Here is a 23,578-nt window from a genome sequence, read left to right as displayed (position 1 = left end):
CGGTGAGCTTTCGAATCGTTAGCCCGCCTGCCAGGTGGTGGCGGAAAATCGCAGAGTTCGACAAGACGAACTTTGGCGTCGATGCCTGGCCGACCGCGATGTGGGAGTACGAGCTGGAAAGCGCCGGGCGTTCATATCGCGCCGTGGTGTCGGAACCCGGACCGATCCGCGCCGAGGGAACGCTTGTGGGCGTTGGCGGGGTATCGCATGGCCCGGAGGCCGAGATTTTGACGATCGCCATATCGGAGCACGTGCGCGGGCGTGGTTTGGGGCGGCTCCTTCTTGATGAGCTGCTCGAGATTGCGTGGCGGCAGGGCGCCGAAGCGATATTCCTTGAGGTGCGTGCCAACGACGCCGGGGCGCAGGGATTCTACGAGCGCGCGGGTTTTGTGCCGGTGGGGTTACGGAAAAACTACTACCGGAATGCCAACGCCGTGATCATGCGGCTAGATCGCTAGAACACGGCGTTGGCGCGAGCCTCTATTTTTGATTCAGGTTCTTCATGCGCACTGCGTGTTCTTCGCGGCGCATAGCGTGTTCGTCGCTACGAATACCTTTATACCATCTGTACTGAGTAACAATGAACCAGACAACGACCCCGATGACAGCGAGTGTTGCAAGAATTCCAAGAATAATTACTACTGCTGCAGGTCCCATTTCGCCTCCCACATCCACGCGCCTATGTGAATATGATGCAGCTTACTTTTTATGCGTGTCAAGCACCTGATTCGCATAACCTTTGGCAACTGCCCGGGCCGTTACCAAAATGGGTTCAGTGGCCGCGTGTAGAGCTAGAGTGAGCGCTTCGCGGTCGCGGTGTTGCCAATCGCGTGCAGAAGCGGGAGAGCCTTCGGGATGGAATTGGACACCGAGCGCGGAACCTGCGCGGAAGGCTTGAAGCCCGCGATCTGAATGCGCGAGTTCGGTAGCTCCCTCGGGCAGGGCGGTAACCCAGTCGTTGTGGTTTTGCGTCACAACGCTTGTTCTGCCCGCGCCATCAGCGCTAACGATGCCGGCCACAACGGGATCCGAATGTGCGGCATCGGACCACTCGATCGTCGTCGGACCAAATTCACCGGACTCGGGTTCTCCGAGCGATACCTCGCCGCCGAGCGCAACCGCAAGCAACTGATGCCCCAAGCAAATGCCGAGCGTGGGAAGCTCGTCGGCGACGGCGCGGCGAAGAAGGGCCCGGACGGGTTCGGCCCACGGCGCGGTGGAATAGGCATTCGACTTACCACCGAGGACGATGAGGCCGGCGCCCAGATCGAGATCCTTGGCATCGGCATTTGGAATCCGGTCTTTGTTGACGTCCACTAGATCAATCTGCACGCCAAGCTCGGGAAGCCATTCGCCAAACAGGTCAATAGGCGAGGTCGGATCAGGTTGAATGACGGTAACGCGTGCGTGCAATGAACATCCTTGAAAAAGTGCGAACGCTAAATTATCGCCGTGGGAGGCAACAAACGCAAGATGACGGAACCCGTGACGACGTTATGAATCTGGGCACGCTAGGCCAAACACGCTCTCTGGCACGGGTAGACTGGCGGCCGTGAATGAACTGATTCTTGGCATTGAAACCTCTTGCGATGAAACCGGCGTGGCGCTGGTGCGCGATGGCGAATTACTGGCCGATGTCACCGCAACCTCCATGGACGAGTACGCGCGCTTTGGTGGGATCATCCCTGAGATCGCCTCACGTGCACACCTGGAATCTTTTATTCCCACGCTCGATGCGGCACTTGACGCAGCGGGAGTCGAACTCGACGACGTCGGCGCAATCGCCGTCACCGCTGGCCCCGGGCTGGTTGGGCCGCTGACGATCGGAATGTCGGCCGCGAAAGCACTAGCGCTGGCGCTGAATAAGCCGCTTTTCGCCGTTAATCACATCGTGGGACATATCGCGGTCGACAAGCTGGTCAACGGCGGGTTTCCCGAGCGCTTTATTGGCCTCGTGGTGTCCGGCGGGCACTCGCATTTGTTGAAGATCGGCAATATTGCCACCGATATCGAAGAACTCGGCGGTACACTCGACGACGCCGCCGGTGAGGCTTTCGACAAAGTTGGAAGGCTACTCGGTTTGCCATATCCGGGCGGCCCGCACGTGGACAAGCTGGCCCAACAGGGTAATCGGCACACGATCAATTTCCCGCGCGGGCTTTCACGCGGCAAGGATAAGGCACGCCACCAGTTCAATTACTCGTTTTCTGGAATGAAAACGGCGGTTGCGCGTTATATCGAAGGCTGCGAAGCACGTGGGGAGGAAATCCCGCGAGAGGACATCGCGGCCGGCTTCTCTTTTGCGGTGTGCGACGTTTTGCTCGAAAAGGCGTTCAGCGCATGTCAGATTTTCGATTCAGACACGCTGGTGATCGGTGGCGGTTTTTCGGCAAATTCGATGCTGCGGGAAATGGCCGCAGAGCGCGGTGAAAAATACGGGATTGGCGTGCGCATCCCGCCGATTCGCTACTGTACGGATAACGGCGCGATGATCGCGGCACTCGGGTGGTCACTTGTGCGCGAGGGCGTGGCGGAATCGCCGCTGAACGTCACGGTCAACACGGGATTGCCGCGCGAACAGATCGTCTTGCGCTAGACCCGTTCGCACAGGATCACGCGATGTTTTCCCGTGATCGTCGGCGTGGCGATGAGGGTCATCTCGCCGGGCAGTTTCGGATCGAGTTTCAGTTTCTTGCGCAAAACCTCGGGATCGACGTTTGTGCCACGTTTTTTGATTTCTACTCGGCCAACGCCGAGTTTCTCGAGCGCCTTACGAATCGATTTGGGTTCCAAGGGCATCACCGAAACAACTGTAAACCCTTGAATAAACGGCGAATCTAGCAATTCGTTACCGGTCAAATAGGCGATGCCATCTGCGATCGGGGCAATGTTGTAGCGCTCACATATGGACGCGATCGAACCCGAGCGGATAATCGCCGGATCAGGCTCGTAGACGAGTAGTCCGAGAGCATCAGGGATCACCTGAACTGCGGGCGTGCGCGGATCACGAATACCGGAATCCCAACGATGCGAGCTTCCATCAGAGTTGATCACCAACGCGTGCCTGCCAGGTCGCGCAGCCGCAGAGCCGAGCCAGATGACGGCCTCGACCAGATCGCCGTCGACACTGATCCATTCCACAAGCGAATCCTGCGGCAGAGCAGAATAGTCAACGCCGGGCGCTACTTTGATCCCGGCAGCGCGAAACTGGCTCGCAAGCTCGTTCGCGACGCTGAGCGGGGGAGACCAATCTTCCGGATCCTTGAGGCGTCGCCCATCTGCTCGCCGGGCCGGATCGATCCAGATGGCGTCGGCGCCAAGCTGGGCCAGATCGAGGTCAAAACCGTTCTCATTCAAGACCTGCGCCTCGGGGAAAGGCCGCAAATTAAGCCGAGCAGCGGCCGCCGTATCCGGATCCATGTCGATCGCAGTCGAGCGCAGGCCAAGTGCGGCAAAAGCCATTGAATCCGCGCCAATGCCACAGCCGAAATCGATGACGTGCGAGGCGCCAGCTGCCCGAAACCGTTCGGCGTGAAAAGCTCCGACAGAAAGCCTTGTCGCCTGCTCGAGCCCATCCTTCGTAAAGACCATTCGCTGCGCAAACGGCCCGAACTTGCCAGCGGCTCGATCGCGAAGCCGCGACTGTGTGAGGGCTTCGGCGACCAGGCCGGCGTCGTACCCCTCGCGGCGCAATCGCTGCGAAAGAGTCATGACGTTCTCGGAATCGTAGGGTGGAAGCGAATCGAGGAGTTCGAGGCCCTCCTCGGTGAGTAGATCGGTGAAAGACACGTCTCAATGGTCTCATACGCCAACCAGTTCAGCGTTCGCGGTTAGCGAGCCACTATCGGCGCGGTTGGCACTCGCCTTGCTCGAGTGCCAAAAGATGGTTAGAGTTCTATAGGTAGCAAAAGCTACGCCTGGTTTTTACCGGCCCCCGCGACGGCGGTTAGCCAGCGAAAATTGTTTACATTTGAGACAGAAGGGGGAGCCGAATGTCGGTTTCCATTAAGCCGCTCGATGACCGCATCGTCATCCAGCAGGTTGCAGCTGAAGAAACCACCGCGTCCGGACTCGTTTTGCCGGACACCGCAAAGGAAAAGCCCCAGGAGGGCACCGTTATTGCAGTCGGGCCTGGCCGGGTTGATGACAACGGCAACCGCGTCCCGATGGACGTTTCGGTTGGCGATGTTGTGATCTACTCCAAGTATGGAGGCACCGAGGTTAAGTATGGCGAGGACGAGTACATCATCCTCAGCCAGCGCGACGTGCTTGCAGTGGTCACTCGCTAAATAGCTGAAGTTTGAGGGGGCGGATCCGCGATGGGTCCGCCCCCTTGCTGCGTGCTTGGGCTCTTGCTTTGTGCTCGAACCCCGTTTGCGGAGCACCAACTGACCTAACCGGAGCGCCAAACGGGTGAAACACCCCCTCGTTTGGCGCTCCCTGCGCCGATTGGTGCTCCCTGAGTGGGTGTTAAGAGGCTCGCGAGTGCTTGCGCTTCCTGATTTCACGCAGGCGCTCTTCTTCTGACATGCCACCCCAAACACCATAGGGTTCGCGATTGACAATCGAGTATTCACGGCACTGCTCAACCACCGGGCAGGATCGGCAGATCCGCTTTGCGCGTTCTATTCGTCGCTTGCGCGGCCCGCCACGTTCGCCCTCCGGGTGGAAGAAGAATTCGGGATCTACCGTGTTGCATGATCCCAGCGCCTGCCATTCCCAAAAATCTACGAGTGCGCCCTGCACATCCTTGATGCGAGCTACCACAACCACGTCCTTATCATGCCTTCGTGGCCGCTTTGCCTAAACGGCAATGAGACCCGACCTTCAACACTGAGACGAGGGTACCTGAAATAATCCGTTTTTGGAATAGTTCTAATTCACATTTCATATATGATCGAAACCGGCCGCCCGCACAGCAGAAATCGGCAATTTTGCGATCAACGGGCGAATCACGTGGTCGCATGCGAACGTGCTTCGGATATTGCCTTGGGAGCCAGCACTGAACATGATTAAATGAAGGGGTGAGTACAGATCCTTTTGGCCTATTGGGCTTGACATACGACGACGTCCTTCTCCTTCCCGGCGCAACCGATGTTATTCCATCCGAGGTAAACACAACCTCCCGGCTAACGCGCAATATTAGTGTGAAAGTGCCGCTCCTTTCCGCAGCGATGGATACGGTGACCGAATCACGCATGGCGATTGCTATGGCCCGCCAAGGTGGCCTAGGAATTTTGCATCGCAACCTTTCGATAGAGGAGCAGGCTCATCAGGTTCGTGTAGTTAAGCGGTCGGAATCCGGGATGGTCTCCGATCCGGTCACCATCAGTCCCAACGCCACCATCCGAGAATGGGATGAGCTGTGCGGCCAGTATAAGATTTCTGGCCTGCCCGTCGTCGACGACGGTGATAAGCTGCTCGGCATCATTACCAACCGCGACTTGGTATTTATCCCGGAAACAGAGTGGGACACCATGCTGGTTTCGGAAGCAATGACGCCGATGCCACTGGTCACCGCACAGGATGGCACTTCTAGTGAAGAGGCCCAGCAGCTTCTTCGCGAACACAAGATTGAAAAGCTGCCATTGATTGATGGCGAGGGGCGGCTCACGGGTCTGATCACCGTGAAGGACTTCACCAAGTCAGAGAAGTACCCGAATGCCACAAAGGACGGCGATGGCCGCCTACGCGTGGGTGCTGCGATCGGCTATTGGGGCGATGCGTGGGAGCGCGCGGAAGCATTGGCAGAGGCGGGTGTGGACATCCTCGTTGTCGATACCGCAAACGGCGAGGCCAAGCTAGCGCTCGAGATGATCGCGCGCATCAAGAGCGATCTGAAGTTCAACGGCATCGATGTGATCGGTGGAAACATCGCCACCCGCGAAGGCGCACAGGCCCTGATCGACGCGGGCGCAGATGCCGTGAAAGTCGGCGTTGGTCCGGGGTCGATCTGCACAACCCGAGTGGTCGCCGGCGTCGGGGTGCCGCAGGTGACGGCGATCCAGCTGGCCGCGCAAGCGTGTCAACCGGCAGGGGTTCCCCTGATCGCCGATGGTGGCCTGCAGTACTCGGGCGATATCGGTAAGGCACTCGCAGCTGGAGCGTCCACTGTTATGCTCGGCTCGTTACTGGCCGGTTGTGCGGAATCGCCAGGCGAACTCGTGTTTGTTCATGGTAAGCAGTTCAAGTCCTACCGAGGTATGGGCTCGCTTGGAGCAATGAGTTCGCGTGGCCGCGTGTCGTATTCGAAGGACCGCTACTTCCAAGCCGATGTCTCTTCCGATGACAAGATCGTCCCCGAGGGGATCGAAGGTCAGGTGCCATATCGCGGCCCGCTCGGTTCGGTGATTTACCAGCTCGTGGGCGGTCTGCATCAGACGATGTTTTACACCGGGGCTCGCACGATTCCCGAACTTCAGGATAAGGGACGTTTCGTGCGTATTACTGCGGCGGGGCTACGTGAATCTCATCCGCACGATATTCAGATGACTGCCGAGGCACCAAACTATAGCGCTAAGTAGAGCTCAGGGCACAGGAATGCAATGCCCCGGAGACTGATGTGAAAATCAATCTCCGGGGCAACGTGTTTTGAAAGCTAGGCTTGCGTGCGCCGTGTGTGTTCGTCCATAAGGCGACGTTCGTAGCGCCCGACGATTACCATGAGCACAATCGCGAGAACTACGACTCCAGCAAGGAACATGTAAGTAATATCCCAACCGAATTTGTGAATGAGAACGCCAACGCCGGTTGAGGCGAGGCTTGCTCCAAGAAGGTAACCGAATAGTCCGGTAAACCCGGCAGCTGTTCCGGCAACAAATTTAGGAGAGAGATCTATGGCCTGAAGGCCGATCAGCATAACCGGCCCATAGATGAGTCCGCCGATCATCGCAATCAGGACGTAGTACATCCAAATTGGTGCGTCTTGGGGTAGCTGCCAGTATGCGATGATCGAAATACCTGTCAGAACGAGGAAGAGAATTCCAGCGCCCGAACGCCATCCCTTAAAGATCTTGTCAGAAACCCAGCCGCAAAGAAGGGTGCCAATAATTCCTGCAAGTTCGTAGATTGCGAAGCCAGCAAGGCCTGAAGTGATGTTCGCGGCGCCGACTTCGTCCGTGAGGTAGACCGGGATCCAGTTGAGTACGCCATATCTGAGCGTATACACGAAGACGTTGGCAACTGCCAGCAAAATGATCACAGGATTCGTCAGCACATACCTGCGAACAATGTGCCACCAAGAACCTTGTGCTTCTTCGGCAGTCCCCTCTACCTTTGCGGGATCATTGCGCCATTCTTCCACAGGTGGTAAGCCCATGGCTTCTGGATTGTCTCGCATGAGCAGGAAGGCAATAAGTGCGACCACGATTGCTATTGCGCCAGGGAACCAAAAAGCTGGTGTCCAATCGGCGGGCGAGCTGGCCCAGTGATGAAGGGCAAATGCCGCAGCTGCACCGACGCCAGCACCACCCACATTGTGAGCGGTGTTCCAAATTGCCGTCATACTTCCACGTTCGTTAGTGGAGAACCATTGCACGAGCGTGCGGCCTGAAGGTGGCCAGCCCATACCTTGTACCCAGCCGTTAATGAACATGACGGTTGCGAAAATTCCAACGGTTGCTGTCAATGCTGGCACTATGCCTATGAGAATGTTGATGAGGCCCGATAGTGCAAGGCCGATGGGTAAAAAGAATCTCGCGTTTGCCCGGTCGGAAAGCATGGCCATAAAGAACTTTGATAAGCCATAGGAAAAGAGAACGGCATTGGCAACGATGCCGATCCCAACGGTATTCATAATGTCGTATTCTTTGAGTATTCCAGAAACTAGCGATACGTTATTACGGATCAAATAGAATCCGGCATACCCGATGAAAATTCCAAGGAATGAACTAGCTCGGTACTTACGAAAAGTTGAATCGATCTTTTCTTTCGGAAGGCGTGGTGCCGGTGACGGGGCTGCTAAAATTCCCCACTTACTTCGGCTTTCCTGTGCCGATGTGCTCTCGGCGCGTGACATAGAAGTCCTCCATTCAAACAACATTGTTCATCTGTGCTTCTATTGTTCTGTGGCCGTAGTAACAAAATCTTTCTGTGCAGTAACAGTTGGTGGCAGCTCTGTTACCGAGTGGGAATATTAGAGTTGATGGACGGGGAGCTTTCGACAAGTTGATACCCGCCTGGCACGGTGACAATTGACACCTGCTTGACTCCTTGTTGTCTAAGTCTGCGTCTAAGGCGGTAAACCGTACTCTTGATCATGTCGGATGCCCCCGACCGATCAGTGGTCTCCCATACTTCATTGAGTAATTGGACGTGTGAAACCGATTCCGGCGCGTATCGAATGAGGCGCCTGAGTAAGCGGGCCTCTGTTGCGCTAAGCGTTAGCAGAGTGGATTCGGTGTAAATCCCTGTGCGTGAAGCTGTGAGAGGACCAAAGCAGTCCTTTGGCGGTTCGATTGCAGATGTGCGGCGATATATGGCTTCGGCTCGAAGTGCGAGCTCGCGAGGTGAGAATGGCTTTGCCAGATAGTCGTCGGCCCCCGCTTCAAGTCCCGCAATTCGGTTGTGTTCCGCATCAAGAGCGGTGAGTAAAATGATCGGTGTAGTCATGCCGTTTGCTCGTATTCGTCTAGTTAGGTCTAAACCCGAACCGTGCGGCAGCATGATATCGAGCACGATGAGGTCGAAAACCGTCGTCGTCAAAAGATTCCACGCGCCTGCCACATCCGTAGCAGTCCGAGTGTCGAATCCCTGAGTGCTAAGTGCAAAGGTGACTATCGAGAGCATTTGCTTTTCGTCGTCGACGACGAGGACGAGAGGCTTTGTCATGCCTGAAAGTCTAACAATTTCGGTTGTGGAGGCAGCGCGACATGAAAAGTGGTGCCGCGGCCAGGCTCAGAATCTACGATGATTTTCCCGGAGTGCGCTTCGACTATCTTTTGACAAATCATCATTCCGATGCCAGCTCCGGGGCGTCTTCCTGTTCCCGACACGAAAGGGACGAAAAGGTTTTTGAGCTCTTCGGGAGTCATTCCCCTGCCATTGTCCGAAATTCGAAGGTGGAGACCGCCGTTTTCGCCATTTGCGACTCGTACGCGAATGAGTGCATTTTGCCCCGCATGCCGAACTGAATTGTTGACGAGGTTCCACACTAGCTGGTGGATAAGCTGTGAATCAGCGTAAATGGGCAGTAGTCCTCCCGGAGCGTCAACCTCAATAGTAGCGGGTGAGAACCTACGCATGTCACGGACGGCTCGCGCTATTGTTTGGCGAACATCCACTCGAGTGAAAATTGGCTGAGATATCGATAATCGCATATTCGACACTAAGTTTTCGGCAATATCGATAGCCAGCTGACTGTTGTCAAGGATCGTGCCTACGAACTCTTGCTGAAGGTCGGTCAACGTTCCGGGTGTGCCCTCTGCGAGTAGCTCTGCAGCGCCTCGAATAAGCGTGAGCGGGGTTCGTAATTCATGTGAAATCACTGCGGGTAGTTTCGTGTCTTCTGAGATCGTGGCATCCACGTCTGGTCGGGTGCGTGTTTGAAAAAATAAGTATGTACATGTGGTAGCCAAACCAACGCTCAGAAGAACAAGAAATGTTATCAGTACTGTCATTTTCTTCTCGAAAGGTTGTGCGGGTTGCAATCGTCGTTAGGTATGATCCACGGTGAGTCAATATCAAAATGAACATGATCGCCTCGGTGGATGTGTGCTGTGGTCGGTGTGCTCGCGTGAACAGTCCCAAAGCTTGTTTCAATGTCATGCCACAGGTGCGATCGAACGAAAACGCTTCGCATAACTTTCCCATGGATAAGCCCGTGATCCGAGAAACGAATGGACTCGGCCGGAAATGAGAGCAGTGCCTCGCCGCGGCTGACATCACCTCGTGCGCTCAGCTCTACGTTACCAATCTGCGCACGGCACTCACCTAGCGAACTTGAAGTGACAAAGCAACTAAAAATATTTGAGATACCGAGAATGTGTGCGACGTGGCGGCATGAGGGTCGCTCATATACCTCTCTTGGATCAGACGTTTGCAGAATGCTTCCATGATGGATGATCGCGATGCGATCTGCAACGTGAAAAGCTTCGTCAACATCGTGTGTCACGTATATGGTTGCGGCACCAAGTTCGCGCGTATAGTTGATCAACACTTCTTGAAGATCGATACGTAGATGGGAATCGACATGCGCAAGAGGTTCATCGAGTAAAAGAATCCTTGGCCTTTGTACGAGTGTGCGCGCAAGAGCAGTGCGCTGTGCCTGACCTCCGGAAAGAGTATGAGGTTGTCGATCTGCGATTCCCGTAATTCGCATTTCAGCAAGGGCGATGTCAATACGTGAAACGCGAATATCTTCTGACATGTTGGCGTTATCAAGCGCAAATCCTACGTTTTCCGCAACCGTTAAAGCAGGGAAAACGACGGGTGTTTGTGCGACGAGAGCGGTGGGCCGGTTCTGCGGCGCACATTTCGAGATTTCCTTGCCTTGCCACGCTATCGAACCGGATGCTGGGACAAGCCCCGCAATCGCCTCAACAAGCGTAGTTTTTCCACTTCCTGAAGGCCCGACGACGGCAAGTATCTGCCCTGGCTCAACGGTGAAAGTGCCCGAGAAACGGTTTGAAACTTGTAGGTTGGTGACCTCAAGCCCGGGCATCGTATCCCCCTTTGGTCAGGCGCGTGAACGCGAATGCTGATAAGCCAATAAATGAGGTGCTGGTGATGAAACCAGTCATGGAAAACGTGATCAGTCTATCGATAGCTCCCTGACTTGCTGCCAATGCGATGGTCGGCCCCAGCTGCGGCCAAATGGGTGAGCTGACGAAAATGATCGGCGCGGCGTGAGTCATGAAGAAGGCAACGAGCGTAGCCCAGGCTATTAGCCAGTGTGAGCGTGAGATGTGTGAAAACAGAGAAAAGAATACCCTAGCTCGACTGGCGCCAGCGTCGTATGCGCTGGCGATGATTGGGGCGTTGCGCCTCAGCAAATAGGTAATCAGCAGAAAAAGAACGGGGTAAGCGACTAAGAACTGACTGAGAACTATGGCTATCGCGCCGCCTGCGACTCCCGCGCCACCCGAGAGAGGCGGCAGTCCAAAGCGTCCTAATGTCCGAGACACAGAATCTACGACGAGTCCGCCGCAGGTAAGACCGATCCCTGCTAGCCACATGTGCAGCCAGATGAGGGCCGGACGGTGTTTAACTTTAAACCAGTAGCTCCATGTGGCAACTATGCTCGCGAGCAAAAGGCTGACGGTGATGATGAAGAGCGAGGAAAGTAACGTGACTACGAGCGGAGCGTGCGCTGAATGTGGAAATAGTGGAAGGGCCCTGCCAAACAAATGGCCAGATACGAGGAAGTAAAGAGCAAGAATAACTGCTGAGAGTATGTAACAAAGTGCAGCAAACTCAGGCCGCGGAACGATGCGCCAGCGCTTCATTCTCGGTCGTGCGCCGAAACCGTGCAGTCCACTAGACGCATGGCGTGCGTGTGCCGTGACCATCCACAGGCTCGCAAACGCACTCAGAATGAGAATGTTTGTTCGTTCGTGTAGCGGGGCGTAATAGGAAAGTGAGTCGAGAACTGCCCGGCCAAATGCTGGTTGTGTCGTTCCCGTAGTCATTGCTATACCCGGATCGAATGTGATGAGAACACCCGTTGAAATTGTGGGTGCGACAAGCGCTCTACGCAGTTGGTCTGGATAGAGCTTCGTTAGGGAATGAACTATGGAATGATGCGTTTGGCTGGCAGCCACAAGTTGGTGAGCAGACACGTTAAACACGATGTATTGAGTAACGAATGCTATTGGGAAGCATGCGAATGCCACAGTGCTCACGTAAGCATCGAATGAATAAGGTGCGATCCAGTTGAAGAGAATAAGCGTGATTGCCGGAGCTGGTAGCAAAAGGAAAGCGACTGAAGAAAAAATAAGGATGGTGGCTATTTTCTTGTGAAATACTCGGCCAAAAATTGTAAGTGGAAACGCGATTAACGTGCAGCAAAATGCAATCGGTAACGTTACCAGCAACGACTTGACGAAAGTGCGCAAAATAATCTCATCGACAAGAAGGACCATGCTCGGAATTGTAAGAATCGTCAGAAAACACAAGGATCTAGGAGTTTTTGTCAGCCTAAGAGCGGGCATGGTAAACCTCCCGTCTCCACGCATCGACCAGACCCGGGAGAATTTCTGCGAGTAGCCGTGGATCGGTGCGGAGAAGCGGCACCTCTAGCTCGGATAATTGATCGTCTAGAGTGTGGCCTTCGCTTGAAATAATAGGAACTTGATGTCCAGCACGTGCGCCAATGCGCTGCCCTTCTTCGCTCGTGACATATTCGAGGAACTCGATTCCAATTTCGCGGTTTCGTGCGCCGTGAAGAAGAGCGGCTCCGCCAACTTCATAGTCAGTGCCCTCCTTTGGAAAGACGGTGTGCACTTTAGCTCCATCAGCACGCAGCCTTTCGCAGTAAGGAGCGAAGGTTATTCCCACGTCCGCATGCCCGATCGCAACAATGTGGGCTGGTGCAATGCCAGAATCGGTATAAGTTACAAGATTTGTATGTAGTTGGCGCAAGTACGGTGTTACGTTATTTCCTAGCCGAAGATGTTGGAAAGAAAGAAAAGTTCCTGCTGTGCCGGAAGTTAGGGGACTGGGAGCGACGATTCGGAAATCGGGATTCGTTAGTTCGTCCCATGAGTCGATCTCAATACCATCCGCAACACACAGGGAGAGAATTCCGCCGTAAATTTCGAACCACGCGCCGGATGTCATCGAAGCACTCCGTGTTTTAACCTCCAACCCGCTAGGTTCAAGAAACCCTTCCCTTTCGGCGGTCGCGTATGCGCTCGTTGGCCCTCCAATCCAGACGTCAAACTCTTGCGTCCCCCCTCGAAGGCGGTCTAAAGCCTGTGATGTCGAAACACGCAGAAGTTTGACGCGATACCCTCGTGATTGGTTAAAGTCCTCAACTACCGCGATGCACGATTCGCGGTTATTCGAACACAGAACAGTCAAGTCTGGACTACGAGCAAAGATCGCAAAGAATACGATTGCGGTAAGGATAGCTACGCCGAATGCGGCGGTCATTTTGAATAAAAATCGGCGCCCCCACCTCGAACTAGTTATCCTCATGACATGAGGGACACCGGCCAACCGCGCGGCTCCCCAGTCCGGCGAGGATAGCGCCGTGATATGAAGTCCGTGAATTCTTCATAGGCGGCCCGTTGATCATTTTCAATCACATCAAGCGGTGTCTGGCCAAGTTCGGGATATTTGGCCAAAATCGTATCGAGCACGCGTAAGGTCATTAAAACGTCGCCCTCGGCATCGTGGAAATTCTCATCGGCTGGCACCCCATAGTGGGCCGCCAAGTATTCGAGTGTGCGCTTGCCTTTGCGGTAGCGATCCACGTGCCGGTCAAGATAGTACGGGTCGACGACGGGGTGCACCCGGCCTCCGAGCCGTTGCGCGAGCGTTGGCAGGCCATGCCGGGCCAGTTCATTTTCAAGCAGGGTGAAATCGTAGGAAGCATTGTAGGCAACCACGGGATTGCCGTTCGCCATGTGCCGTTCCAGAATTTCGGCAACCTCGGCGAGCACATCGGTGCTTGGCCGCCCCTCTTTCCGCACCCTCTCGGTGGTGATGCCGTGAATCGCGGTGGCGGCAGCGGGAATCTCAATGCCCGGGTCGGCAAGCCACGTATAGCGCTCCTCGTGCTCACCGTCGTGAATAATGATCGCGGCCGTCACAATGCGATCGTTCGTTACGCTGACGCCGGTTGTTTCGGTGTCGAATCCCGCGCGGGGGAGGTTGGTCCACATCATGTCTCCTTGGGTGAATGGCTCAAGTCTAGGGCGGTGCTCCGACAAACGCCGAGTCCCACGCAGGTGAGAGTCTGAATCGATAGGATAGGGGACATGAGTGAAACGGAGATTGGACGCGGTAAACGCGCACGGGTCGGCTATTCTTTCGACGATATTTCGGTGGTGCCTTCGCGAAGAACCCGTGATGCCGCGGATGTGTCGATTTCTTGGCAATTTGATGCCTCGTTGCTCGACATCCCAATTATGGCGGCGCCAATGGATTCGGTAACCTCCCCGTGGACGGCAATCAAGATGGGCGAGTTGGGCGGCGTGGGCGTGCTCGACCTCGAAGGCGTGTGGACCCGCTACGAAGATCCCACCCCGATTTTCGAGCAGATTGCCCGCGAACCCGCCGAGTCGGCGACGGCGCTGATGCAAAAGCTCTACCGGGAGCCGATCAAGTCGGAGCTGATTCAGGAGCGGCTGAACGAGATCCGGGAATCGGGGCAGATTGTGGCCGGCGCGCTTTCGCCCCAGCGAACGCAGGAACATTGGCGGACGGTGGTGAACGCGGGCGTTGATTTGTTTGTCATCCGCGGCACGACGGTTTCGGCCGAGCACGTGTCCTCCAATCGCGAGCCGCTCAACCTGAAACGGTTCATTTACGAGCTGGATGTGCCCGTGGTCGTCGGAGGTGCGGCTTCGTATACCGCTGCACTGCACCTGATGCGTACCGGCGCGGCTGGCGTGCTTGCGGGTTTTGGTGGGGGAGCGACGACGGCGAACCGCCGCACTGTCGGCGTTGCTGTACCAATGGCTACCACTGTTGCGGACGTGGCGGCTGCCCGGCGCGAATACATGGACGAAACGGGCGGGCGGTACGTACACGTGATTGCGGACGGGCAGGTGTCGACCTCCGGCGATCTGGTCAAGGCGATTGCTTGCGGTGCCGATGGCGTCATGCTTGGCACGGCATTGGCTCGCTCAAGTGAAGCGCCCGGGCGCGGATATCACTGGGGCGCCGAGGTTTACCACAAGGATCTGCCGCGCGGTGAACGCGTGGAAGTTGGCACGGTAGCGAGCTTGGAGACGATCATTAACGGCCCGTCGAACAGCGCTGACGGCCTGACGAACTTTACCGGAGCGCTTCGGCACGCCATGGCGATGACGGGCTATTCCGATCTGAAGGAATTCCAGCGAGTGCTCGTTTCCGTCGGTATGTAGGGGCGGGCAGGGTTGCTGCCACCGTCGGAGGTCCCTCTTGCCGCGGGAGGTCCATAGGCCGCGAAAAATCTCAAATTTCTTGGTTTATCGACCTCGGGCGAGTGTCATCGACGTCCGTGGGTGTGATCGATCCCCGAAGTTGCTAACCGTTTTCTCTTGCCTGCGGCGTAACTCCTTCATTAACCCCGGCAAAAGTGGGAAAATAGCTCTGTGACAACCCAGTAATCGATATTTTCTCGAAGGAGAGTTATGACCGAGTACCGCATTGAGCACGACACGATGGGCGAAGTGAAAGTCCCCAAGGACGCGCTGTACCGCGCACAAACCCAGCGCGCAGTGGAGAACTTCCCGATTTCAGGCAAGAGGCTCGAACCTCCGCACATCCACGCACTTGGCCAAATCAAACGTGCAGCGGCGATTGCCAATAACGAACTCGGCGTGATCGATGGCGCTCGCAAAGACGCGATCGTGGCGGCAGCCGAGGAAGTGATCGCCGGAAAGCACGACGATCACTTCCCCATTGATATTTTCCAAACCGGCTCGGGCACGTCGTCAAACATGAACACCAACGAAGTGATCGCAACCCTCGCCTCAACCGATGATCTCGACATTCATCCCAACGATCACGTGAATGCCTCGCAGTCCTCCAATGACGTCTTCCCGTCGTCGATCCACATTGCGGCACTTGCAGCGTTGCGTGACTCCCTTTATCCGAAGATGGAAACGCTCCTTGCCTCCCTTGAGGCGAAGGCGCAGGAGTGGAAAGACGTCGTCAAGGCTGGGCGCACGCATCTCATGGATGCAACGCCGATTACCTTCGGCCAGGAGTTCTCCGGATACGCGCAGCAGATCCGCTACGGGATCGAGCGTGTGAAAGACACGGAAAAGCGCCTCGCGGAGCTTCCGCTTGGCGGCACGGCAGTGGGCACTGGCATTAACACCCCCGAAGGCTTCTCACAGCGTGTGATCGAGCTGATCGCCGAAAACACCGGCTTGCCGTTCGTGGAAGCCGCGAATCATTTCGAAGCGCAGGCTGCTCAAGATTCTTTGGTGGAGACGTCGGGAGCCCTACGCGTGGTGGCCGTTTCGCTCGTGAAGATTGCTAACGATTTGCGCTGGATGGGCTCGGGCCCGCGCGCGGGGATTGGCGAGCTTCACCTGCCCGACCTCCAGCCAGGTTCGTCGATCATGCCAGGCAAGGTGAACCCGGTGGTTCCGGAGGCAACGATCATGGTGGCCTCTCAAGTGATCGGTAATGACGCGGCGATTGCCTTTGCGGGCACGCAGGGCAATTTTGACCTTTTGGTGACACTTCCGGTGATGGCTCAGAATCTGCTTGAGTCGATCAATATTCTCGGCAATATGTGTGAGGTGCTGGCAACGAAGACTGTCGATGGCCTCGAGGTTAACCGCGAGCGTGCGCTTGAGCTTGCCGAGTCTTCGCCGTCGATCGTGACGCCGCTCAACCGCCATATCGGCTATGAGAATGCCGCTAAGATCGCGAAGCATTCGGTGGCCGAAAACATGACGGTCAAGGAAGCTGCCATCGATCTTGGGTTCGTGGAGCGCGGCGAAATTGATGAGGAGACGCTGAACGCGGCTCTTGATGTCACGACCATGGTAGGCGATTACTAAACCGCCTGCTGGATACTTTCGATCACTCATGCGCGAGGACTTTTGGTCATCGGCGAGGGGTAATTCCTCTCGCGTTTGGCCAAGAGTCCTCGCGTTTGCGGGCTGGGGTAGCTCGAGGGGGGAACTACGGTGCAGGCTTACCTTTCTGCAGCGTGGCGATACACGTTAGTTTCGCGTTTCTCGAAGCCCGCCCGCTGATATAGGCGGTTTGCCGCCTCGCGCGAGGGGCGCGAGGTGAGGTCTACGGTATGCGCCCCGCGTGAGTGAGCAAGTTCGATAGCGGCTTCCACAAGTTGCATGCCCGCACCTTTGCCGCGCGCGGCATTATCAACGACGACGTCCTCGATCCACGCGCGCGTTCCCGTCGGGATCGTGAAGGTAACGAGTGTGAGCATGCCTTGGATTTCGCCCTCGTCACGGAAAAGAATGAGGTCGATCGCCTGTTGAGCGAGGTATTCTTCGATCTGCTCGATGTCCATCGGAGCCGAGTTTGAGGACAGCTGGGGAATGAGCCGTGCGAATGCCTCTTCTAGGTCTGGGGTTGCCGAGCTGGCAAGTTCGATCATGTCGATCCTCTCTATATCACTGCTGCGCCCTGTGTCGTTGCTACACCGCGCAGTCGTGCCCTGTCGCAGCCGCGTCTTGTAACAGCCAAGTCTTAGTCTACGGCGAAAAGCGGCGTGACTACCGCTTAATTTGGCCGATGTCTTCGTGCCGGTACAAATTAATTTCACGTACGTAAAACCCTGTTCCGCGATAGAGTGCGTTCGCCGGTTCGCGAGTCGGGTGAGACTGGAGTTCGAGCGATTTTACGCCGAGTTCTTTTGCGCGTTCGACGACGGCGTAAATCAACGCGCGTCCAGCGCCTTGGCCGCGTGCGGATTCGTCGACGATCACATCTTCAACGCGCCCGCGCCTGCCGGTCGGAATCTCAAAGCATACGAGCATGGCTAGGCCAAGGATGTCGCCGTCGGCACCGCGAAAAATGAATTGGTTCGTTGAATATAGGCTGAGGAATTCCTCTAGACGCTCGAGCGTCATCTCCGGGGCGGTGGACGAAAGCTGTGGGATGAGGCGGTTGAAGGCGTCCACGAGTTCGGGGGTGGCGCGAGTTACTCTTTCAACTGGCATGGCTTCCTAGTTCTATTCTTTGACGTGCTTATTAGTTGGAAGTTTACCGAATACGACGGCGTCGACGAGGGGCCCGTAAATTCGCGCCACCTGCTCACGAGGGAGTGAGGCGAGCGGTTCGCGAGCGAAAATATAGCGGGCCGAACACAGGCCAAGTATTTGTCCGAACGCGAGTTGAACGCGGAGCATTGCATTGGTAACGGGAAGAGCCTCGGCCATGGGGCGCAACATTTCCTCTTCGACCCAGGTGGAAAACATGGCGTAGGTGTCCTCACGCGAGAGGATTGACGAGCCGTAAATTTTTATGTTGGTTTCGACCGTCGATTCTTCCCACAGTTGCATGACAGCTAGGCATACTCGCTCGCCGACGCCGGGCCGGCCGTTCCCAAACGCTTCATGGATAACTTCCACCGGATCGTAGGGTAGGGACATCGCTTCGCGGAAAAGGCCAGATTTACTGCCGAAGTAGTAGTTGATCAGGCCGGCGTCGCAGTCTGCTTGTGCTGCGATATCGCGAAGTGTGACGGCGGAAAATTCTTTGCGTGAAAATAGATCCTTGCCGGCGTCGAGCAAACGTTGGCGCACTTCGCCGCGGCGGCCAGCGGGGCCGCGTGTTTCGTGGCTCTTTGTGTTGGGAGCCTGCATTCTTTCCTCTCCAATTTCAACGGCGTGGAAAGATTGGGACTAAAGTCGAGTCGATTTTTCCCTGCTATTTCCACGGTTTCGCCAGTGGAATTTACTAATTTCAGCGCCATTGAAATTGATTTGCCGTTTCGTTACGGTTTTCAGTGTACGGGATCGTCACGCCCGCACGTGAATGAGGGTTCGAATGAGTAATTTTCGCTTGGGAATTGATGTCGGTTCAACAACTGTCAAGGCGGTATTGCTTGACGGCAGCGACGTCGTGTTCGAAGACTACCGCCGCCATCACGCCGACGTGCGCGCCGAGTTGGCCAAGCTGCTTGATGACATCGCTTTCGAACATCCGGGAATCAACGTTAATGCGGCCGTTACAGGATCGGGTGGCATGGGTGTTTCCGAGGTCCTCGATATCCCGTTCGTGCAGGAAGTGATCGCGGAAACCGAGGCCACGCGCAGAGCCTACCCGGACACCGACGTCATTATTGAACTCGGCGGCGAAGACGCCAAGCTCACCTACCTCAAACCCACGCCAGAACAGCGTATGAACGGCACATGCGCGGGAGGAACGGGCGCGTTCATTGACCAGATGGCTTCTTTGTTGAACACCGACGCGGCGGGTTTGAACGAACTCGCCAAAGATTACGAGACCATTTATCCGATCGCTTCCCGCTGTGGCGTGTTTGCGAAGACGGACGTCCAGCCCTTGCTCAATCAGGGCGCTGCACACGAAGATATTGCGGCTTCGATTTTTCAATCTGTTGCGCTTCAAACGGTTGCCGGATTGGCGAATGGCCGGCCGATCCGCGGCAACGTCATGTTCCTCGGCGGCCCACTCCACTTCCTTCCCGAATTGCGTGCCGCCTACGAGCGTATCCTCGACAAGGTCGAATCCTATGTTACGCCCGAGCGCGCCCAGCTTTACGTGGCAATTGGCGCGGCCATGCTCGCCGACGAGGCCAACGTTAAGGAACTCGACACGATGGCAACCGTCTTGCGCGAGGCGGGTTCCGTTGACGCCACGACGAACCGCCTGCGCCCGCTTTTTGCCAACGACGACGAGCGGGCTGCCTTCTACGAGCGGCACGCCAAGAACGCGGTTGAAGAACGTCCAACATCGCAGGCACGCGGCGACTGCTTCCTCGGGATCGACGCCGGATCGACCACGATCAAGGCCGTGCTCATCGACGAAGACGACCGCATCGTGTTCACCCACTACGCCTCGAACGAGGGCGATCCGGTGGCGGCCGCCGTCGAGATTGTAAAACGCCTCCAAAACGACCTGCCCGAAGGTGCGCGCATCGTTCGCTCGTGCTCAACGGGATACGGCGAGGGGATCGTGCAGTCTGCGATCGGGGTGGACGAAGGGGAAATCGAAACGATGGCGCACTTTCGGGCGGCAGAATTCCTGCAGCCCGGCGTCACCTCCGTGATCGACATCGGCGGCCAGGACATGAAGTACCTGAAGATCAAAAACGGGGTGGTCGATTCGATCTCCGTGAACGAAGCGTGCTCCTCTGGGTGCGGGTCCTTCCTCCAAACCTTCGCGGCGGGAATGAACACGGATATCTACACGTTCGCGAAGGCCGCCACCGAATCGACTGCGCCCGTGGATCTTGGCACGCGCTGCACGGTGTTTATGAACTCCTCGGTCAAGCAGGCGCAAAAGGAAGGCGCGGATGTGGCCGATATTTCGGCGGGTCTAGCATATTCCGTGGTGCGTAACGCTCTGTATAAGGTCATCAAACTCAAAGATGCGGATGAGCTGGGGGATCACCCGGTGGTCCAAGGCGGAACGTTTCTGAACGACTCCGTGCTGCGCGCATTCGAGCTGCAGACCGGGCGGGAGGTCGTGCGCCCGAATATCGCTGGACTCATGGGCGCGTTCGGTGCGGCGCTCACGGCCAAACGGCATTACAAGCCGGAGGAGGCGGATCCGGAACGGCCGTCGTCGTTGCTCACGGTGGACGAACTCGAAGGCCTCACGGTAGAAACCGAGCTCAAAACCTGCCGCCTGTGCCAAAACCACTGCAATATGACGATTTCGACGTTCTCGACGGGCGAGCGTCACGTGTCCGGAAATCGGTGTGAGCGCGGTGCCTCGCTTGAGCGTGTGCCCGCGAAATCACCGATTCCGAACATGTACGAGTGGAAGTACAAGCGAATTTTCGGTTACCGGCGCCTGCGCGAAAAGGATGCGACGCGCGGCGATATCGGCATTCCGCGCGTGCTCAACATGTACGAGGACTACCCGTTCTGGTTCACGGTGCTGACCAAGCTGAAGTTCCGGGTGATGATCTCGGGGCGCTCCAACCACGAGCTGTTTGAGGACGGCATGGAGTCGATTCCCTCGGAGAACGTGTGCTACCCGGCAAAGCTCGCCCACGGGCACATCGAATCCCTGCTCGACAAGGGGATCACGACGATCTTCTACCCGTGCGTGTCCTATTCCGAGGATACGACCAGCGGTCAGGATAACAACTTCAACTGCCCGATCGTCGCCACCTACCCCGAAGTGATCCGGAACAATATGGAGCGGCTGGCGGAGGAAAAAGCCACGTTTATCGCGCCGTTCCTTTCCTTGAAGAATCGCGAGATTCTACCGCGGCGGATTGCTGAGACTTTCGCCGACTGGGGCGTCACCGAGGATGAGGCCCGCGAGGCGTGCGACGCAGGCTGGGAGGAGATGGCCGCGGTTCAGGCCGAGATCAAGGCGAAGGGCCGCGAAGCGCTGGATTACATCCGGGACAACAAAATTAAAGGCATCGTGCTTGCCGGCAGGCCCTATCATTTGGATCCGGAGATCAACCACGGCATTCCCGAGCTGATCGTTGGTCTTGGCGCGGCGGTGCTGACCGAGGACGCCGTCGTCGAAAATAAACTCGAACGCCCGCTGCGCGTACGCGACCAGTGGTCCTATCACTCGCGGCTTTACGAGGCGGCGGCCACTGCCGGTGACGACGACGATATGCAGCTCGTCCAGCTCGTTTCGTTCGGTTGTGGCTTGGATGCGATTACCGCCGATCAGGTGCAAGAGATTTTGGAAGGCCGCGGGGATGTGTACACCTCGCTGAAGATCGATGAGATTTCGAATTTGGGTGCGGCGCGGATCCGCTTGCGTTCGCTTGCGGCGGCGGTGGAGGAGCGGGCCGAGCGGGAGTCGGAGGAGGTTTTGACGTATCCTGCGTCCCTCGATTCCGAGGCCGAGGCGGACGGGCGACGCCGGACGAACGCGATTTCGCCGGGGCGCGCCGGGGAGATTGAATACAAGGCCGGGCATATTTATGATCCAGTGCCGTTTACCAAAGAAATGCGCGAAGAGGGCTACACGATTTTGGTGCCGCAAATGGCGCCGATCCACTTCCGCCTGCTCATGCCGGTGCTGCGGCGCGGCGGCTATAACGTGCGGCTATTGGAAAAGACGACGAAGGCGAACATTGAGACCGGCCTGAAATACGTGAATAACGATTCGTGCTATCCGGCGATCGTTGTGATCGGGCAGCTGTTGGACGAGTTTCTGGCAGGGCGGGCGGATCCGGACAAGACCGCCGTGGCTATCACTCAAACGGGTGGCATGTGCCGCGCAACGAACTATGCGGGCCTGTTGCGGAAGGGGTTGCGCGACGCGGGGTATCCGCAGGTTCCGGTAATAGCGGTGTCTGCGCAGGGGCTGGAAGATAATCCGGGCTTCGAGTTCACCGTGCCGATGCTGCACAGGGCGATCCAGTCGGTCACGCTGGGTGACCTGCTACAAAAAGTTGTGCTGCGCACGCGGCCCTACCAGATCGACGGCAACGTGGTGGAGCTGTACGAGAAGTGGGATCGGATCGTCCGGGAGTTCTTTGAGTACAGGGGGTATTCGCCGACTTTGGGGCGGAAGATCGGATTCCATGCGTTGATTAAGGAGATTACGCGCGAATTTGACACTGTCGAGCTGCAGGATATTCCGCGCAAGCCGCGCGTGGGCATGGTGGGTGAGATTTTAGTGCAATACCACCCCGATGCGAATAACGATGCGGTTGGCGTGATCGAGCGTGAGGGGTGCGAGGCCGAGCTGCCGAGCTTGGCGCAGTTCTTCCACAACTCGCTGGTGACTGCCGACTGGAAGTATCAGACGCTCGGCTCGATTTCGAACACGAGTAGGCGGCTGCAGAATCTAGCGCTGTGGGTGTTGCAGCAATATGAGAAGCCGTATCGCAGGGCGCTCGCGCGCTCGGAGCGGTTTGAGGCCGGGCCGCGGATCCAGGAGCTGGCCGAAAAGGTGCAGGAGATCGCGCAGCTAGGTAATCAGGCGGGCGAAGGCTGGTATTTGACCGCCGACATGATGGACATGATCGAAAACGGCACTCCCAATATTATTTGCGCTCAGCCTTTTGCGTGCTTGCCCAATCACGTGGTTGGTAAGGGCATGTTCCGGGCGCTTCGCCAGAAGTATCCCGAGGCTAATATCGTTGCGATCGACTACGATCCGGGCGCTTCCGAGGTCAATCAGCTCAATCGCATCAAGCTCATGATCTCGACGGCGTTCATTAATCACGAGGCGGGGGAGCAAAAGCTCGACCTGTCTGGCGATGTTGATCTGGCTGTGAGCGATCCGAGCGAATGGGATCCGGCTGAGATGAACGCTGGCTGTGGCTGTGGCTGCGGCGGGCCTGGTGGATGTGGCGCCCATGCCGGCGTCGTTGGTGGCGTTGGTATTGGCGGTGCTGGTGCCGCCGGGGAATCCGTGCCGGTTGGTCTTGGAATGCCGCGGATCCGGGTTGGCGCCCCGCCCGGTGGCCGCTAAGCCCGGCGGCCGCTAAGCCCGGTGGCTTTCGGATTTTTCGCTGCTCTCGCTACTGCCAAGTGAGCCAATCCCCGCTATAGGAAGTCGATCGCGCTCTTGGCGGTCGATCGCGCTCTTGGAGGTCGTTAAATCGCGTGGAGATCCCTAAGCCAATCGGGTGCCTATCGCGCTTCCGGGGATCCACAACGTTTTCGGGGGTCGCTAAATCCCCAACGAGGTCGATAAGCCACCGATTTTCGGGTTTTCCCTGGCTTTCCGATCTCCGGCGGCGGGATGGATCTCCAGCGGCGGGATGGATCTCCAGCGGCGGGATGGGCCTCTTGGGATGGGAGGGATCTCCGATGGCGAGAAGGGC

General features: G+C 56.9%; 21 protein-coding genes. 7 read left to right on the top strand and 14 right to left on the bottom strand.

Annotated elements, in window-relative coordinates; translation table 11 throughout:
• Positions 1–2: 2 nt before the first annotated feature.
• On the top strand, positions 3–458 hold the full coding sequence (locus J2S70_RS02185) for a GNAT family N-acetyltransferase (RefSeq protein ID WP_307682111.1): 456 nt from the start codon (positions 3–5) through the stop codon (positions 456–458).
• Positions 459–480: 22 nt separating this feature from the next.
• Here J2S70_RS02185 and J2S70_RS02180 read toward each other — a convergent pair whose 3' ends face one another.
• Both J2S70_RS02180 and J2S70_RS02175 read right to left on the bottom strand, forming a co-directional pair.
• Entirely contained in the window at positions 481–657 is a 177-nt protein-coding gene (locus J2S70_RS02180) for a hypothetical protein (protein WP_307682110.1), read from the bottom strand.
• Positions 658–699: 42 nt separating this feature from the next.
• Positions 700–1,413 carry a type 1 glutamine amidotransferase gene (locus tag J2S70_RS02175; protein ID WP_307682109.1) on the bottom strand — a complete coding sequence of 238 codons (714 nt, stop codon included), beginning with the start codon at positions 1,411–1,413 and terminating at the stop codon, positions 700–702.
• Positions 1,414–1,552: 139 nt separating this feature from the next.
• Here J2S70_RS02175 and tsaD point away from each other — a divergent pair, with 139 nt between their 5' ends.
• Positions 1,553–2,596 (top strand): tRNA (adenosine(37)-N6)-threonylcarbamoyltransferase complex transferase subunit TsaD, encoded by a 1,044-nt coding sequence (tsaD, locus tag J2S70_RS02170; RefSeq protein ID WP_307682108.1) that lies wholly within the window; start codon positions 1,553–1,555, stop codon positions 2,594–2,596.
• On the opposite strand, the gene J2S70_RS02165 is transcribed toward tsaD, so the two are convergent.
• Positions 2,593–3,789, bottom strand: coding sequence for a class I SAM-dependent methyltransferase (locus J2S70_RS02165; RefSeq protein ID WP_307682107.1), 1,197 nt, complete (start codon positions 3,787–3,789; stop codon positions 2,593–2,595). The genes tsaD and J2S70_RS02165 overlap by 4 nt on opposite strands.
• Positions 3,790–3,992: 203 nt before the next feature.
• On the opposite strand from J2S70_RS02165, the gene groES reads away from it, so the two are divergent.
• The gene (gene groES, locus J2S70_RS02160) at positions 3,993–4,289 is read left to right on the top strand and encodes a co-chaperone GroES (RefSeq protein ID WP_307682106.1); all 297 of its coding nucleotides are present in this window, start codon (positions 3,993–3,995) and stop codon (positions 4,287–4,289) included.
• A gap of 181 nt (positions 4,290–4,470) precedes the next feature.
• Here groES and J2S70_RS02155 read toward each other — a convergent pair whose 3' ends face one another.
• The gene (locus J2S70_RS02155; protein WP_307683358.1) at positions 4,471–4,767 is read right to left on the bottom strand and encodes a WhiB family transcriptional regulator; all 297 of its coding nucleotides are present in this window, start codon (positions 4,765–4,767) and stop codon (positions 4,471–4,473) included.
• Positions 4,768–5,024: 257 nt separating this feature from the next.
• Between J2S70_RS02155 and guaB the strand changes: the two genes are divergently transcribed.
• Positions 5,025–6,524 (top strand): IMP dehydrogenase, encoded by a 1,500-nt coding sequence (gene guaB / locus J2S70_RS02150; protein ID WP_307682105.1) that lies wholly within the window; start codon positions 5,025–5,027, stop codon positions 6,522–6,524.
• 74 nt (positions 6,525–6,598) lie between these two features.
• Here guaB and J2S70_RS02145 read toward each other — a convergent pair whose 3' ends face one another.
• From J2S70_RS02145 to J2S70_RS02115, 7 genes are all read right to left on the bottom strand, one after another.
• On the bottom strand, positions 6,599–8,017 hold the full coding sequence (locus J2S70_RS02145) for an MFS transporter (RefSeq protein WP_307682104.1): 1,419 nt from the start codon (positions 8,015–8,017) through the stop codon (positions 6,599–6,601).
• Between the two features lie 101 nt (positions 8,018–8,118).
• Positions 8,119–8,829, bottom strand: coding sequence for a response regulator transcription factor (locus tag J2S70_RS02140; protein WP_307682103.1), 711 nt, complete (start codon positions 8,827–8,829; stop codon positions 8,119–8,121).
• Positions 8,826–9,617: a sensor histidine kinase gene (locus J2S70_RS02135; RefSeq protein ID WP_307682102.1), complete on the bottom strand. Its 792-nt coding sequence runs from the start codon at positions 9,615–9,617 to the stop codon at positions 8,826–8,828. Before J2S70_RS02135 ends, J2S70_RS02140 begins: the two co-directional genes overlap by 4 nt.
• Positions 9,614–10,660, bottom strand: coding sequence for an ABC transporter ATP-binding protein (locus J2S70_RS02130; RefSeq protein ID WP_307682101.1), 1,047 nt, complete (start codon positions 10,658–10,660; stop codon positions 9,614–9,616). Before J2S70_RS02130 ends, J2S70_RS02135 begins: the two co-directional genes overlap by 4 nt.
• Entirely contained in the window at positions 10,647–12,080 is a 1,434-nt protein-coding gene (locus J2S70_RS02125; protein WP_307682100.1) for a hypothetical protein, read from the bottom strand. Before J2S70_RS02125 ends, J2S70_RS02130 begins: the two co-directional genes overlap by 14 nt.
• A 55-nt stretch (positions 12,081–12,135) precedes the next feature.
• The gene (locus J2S70_RS02120) at positions 12,136–13,092 is read right to left on the bottom strand and encodes an extracellular solute-binding protein (protein WP_307682099.1); all 957 of its coding nucleotides are present in this window, start codon (positions 13,090–13,092) and stop codon (positions 12,136–12,138) included.
• A 41-nt stretch (positions 13,093–13,133) separates the two neighbouring features.
• Positions 13,134–13,829: an exonuclease domain-containing protein gene (locus J2S70_RS02115; RefSeq protein WP_307682098.1), complete on the bottom strand. Its 696-nt coding sequence runs from the start codon at positions 13,827–13,829 to the stop codon at positions 13,134–13,136.
• Between the two features lie 93 nt (positions 13,830–13,922).
• Here J2S70_RS02115 and J2S70_RS02110 point away from each other — a divergent pair, with 93 nt between their 5' ends.
• Together J2S70_RS02110 and J2S70_RS02105 are read left to right on the top strand one after the other, a co-directional pair.
• The gene (locus J2S70_RS02110; protein ID WP_307682097.1) at positions 13,923–15,032 is read left to right on the top strand and encodes a GuaB3 family IMP dehydrogenase-related protein; all 1,110 of its coding nucleotides are present in this window, start codon (positions 13,923–13,925) and stop codon (positions 15,030–15,032) included.
• A 249-nt stretch (positions 15,033–15,281) separates the two neighbouring features.
• Positions 15,282–16,667, top strand: coding sequence for a class II fumarate hydratase (locus J2S70_RS02105; RefSeq protein ID WP_307682096.1), 1,386 nt, complete (start codon positions 15,282–15,284; stop codon positions 16,665–16,667).
• 137 nt (positions 16,668–16,804) lie between these two features.
• Here the strand turns inward: J2S70_RS02105 and J2S70_RS02100 are convergent, their stop codons facing one another.
• From J2S70_RS02100 to J2S70_RS02090, 3 genes are all read right to left on the bottom strand, one after another.
• Positions 16,805–17,233, bottom strand: a complete 429-nt coding sequence (locus tag J2S70_RS02100) for a GNAT family N-acetyltransferase (protein ID WP_307682094.1) — start codon at positions 17,231–17,233, stop codon at positions 16,805–16,807.
• 118 nt (positions 17,234–17,351) lie between these two features.
• A complete protein-coding gene (locus J2S70_RS02095) occupies positions 17,352–17,798 on the bottom strand; it encodes a GNAT family N-acetyltransferase (RefSeq protein ID WP_307682093.1) in 447 nt (148 codons plus the stop codon).
• Positions 17,799–17,810: 12 nt separating this feature from the next.
• Positions 17,811–18,443, bottom strand: coding sequence for a TetR/AcrR family transcriptional regulator (locus J2S70_RS02090; protein WP_307682092.1), 633 nt, complete (start codon positions 18,441–18,443; stop codon positions 17,811–17,813).
• Positions 18,444–18,615: 172 nt separating this feature from the next.
• Here J2S70_RS02090 and J2S70_RS02085 point away from each other — a divergent pair, with 172 nt between their 5' ends.
• A complete protein-coding gene (locus J2S70_RS02085) occupies positions 18,616–23,223 on the top strand; it encodes an acyl-CoA dehydratase activase-related protein (RefSeq protein WP_307682091.1) in 4,608 nt (1,535 codons plus the stop codon).
• Positions 23,224–23,578 lie beyond the last annotated feature (355 nt).

The sequence above is a fragment of the Trueperella bonasi genome (assembly GCF_030811535.1).
Taxonomy (GTDB): Bacteria; Actinomycetota; Actinomycetes; order Actinomycetales; family Actinomycetaceae; genus Trueperella; species Trueperella bonasi.
This window is presented reverse-complemented; position numbering and strand designations above follow the sequence as displayed.

What these genes read in the sequence shown, in the direction of transcription:
- J2S70_RS02090 (WP_307682092.1), bottom strand. Translation starts at nt 18,443, where the DNA reads ATGCAGGCTCCCAACACAAAGAGCCACGAAACACGCGGCCCCGCTGGC.
- J2S70_RS02130 (WP_307682101.1), bottom strand. Translation starts at nt 10,660, where the DNA reads ATGCCCGGGCTTGAGGTCACCAACCTACAAGTTTCAAACCGTTTCTCG.
- J2S70_RS02100 (WP_307682094.1), bottom strand. Translation starts at nt 17,233, where the DNA reads ATGATCGAACTTGCCAGCTCGGCAACCCCAGACCTAGAAGAGGCATTC.
- J2S70_RS02145 (WP_307682104.1), bottom strand. Translation starts at nt 8,017, where the DNA reads ATGTCACGCGCCGAGAGCACATCGGCACAGGAAAGCCGAAGTAAGTGG.
- J2S70_RS02140 (WP_307682103.1), bottom strand. Translation starts at nt 8,829, where the DNA reads ATGACAAAGCCTCTCGTCCTCGTCGTCGACGACGAAAAGCAAATGCTC.
- J2S70_RS02135 (WP_307682102.1), bottom strand. Translation starts at nt 9,617, where the DNA reads ATGACAGTACTGATAACATTTCTTGTTCTTCTGAGCGTTGGTTTGGCT.
- groES (WP_307682106.1), top strand. Translation starts at nt 3,993, where the DNA reads ATGTCGGTTTCCATTAAGCCGCTCGATGACCGCATCGTCATCCAGCAG.
- J2S70_RS02110 (WP_307682097.1), top strand. Translation starts at nt 13,923, where the DNA reads ATGAGTGAAACGGAGATTGGACGCGGTAAACGCGCACGGGTCGGCTAT.
- J2S70_RS02105 (WP_307682096.1), top strand. Translation starts at nt 15,282, where the DNA reads ATGACCGAGTACCGCATTGAGCACGACACGATGGGCGAAGTGAAAGTC.
- J2S70_RS02085 (WP_307682091.1), top strand. Translation starts at nt 18,616, where the DNA reads ATGAGGGTTCGAATGAGTAATTTTCGCTTGGGAATTGATGTCGGTTCA.
- J2S70_RS02115 (WP_307682098.1), bottom strand. Translation starts at nt 13,829, where the DNA reads ATGATGTGGACCAACCTCCCCCGCGCGGGATTCGACACCGAAACAACC.
- J2S70_RS02125 (WP_307682100.1), bottom strand. Translation starts at nt 12,080, where the DNA reads ATGGTCCTTCTTGTCGATGAGATTATTTTGCGCACTTTCGTCAAGTCG.
- J2S70_RS02120 (WP_307682099.1), bottom strand. Translation starts at nt 13,092, where the DNA reads ATGACCGCCGCATTCGGCGTAGCTATCCTTACCGCAATCGTATTCTTT.
- J2S70_RS02180 (WP_307682110.1), bottom strand. Translation starts at nt 657, where the DNA reads ATGGGACCTGCAGCAGTAGTAATTATTCTTGGAATTCTTGCAACACTC.
- J2S70_RS02095 (WP_307682093.1), bottom strand. Translation starts at nt 17,798, where the DNA reads ATGCCAGTTGAAAGAGTAACTCGCGCCACCCCCGAACTCGTGGACGCC.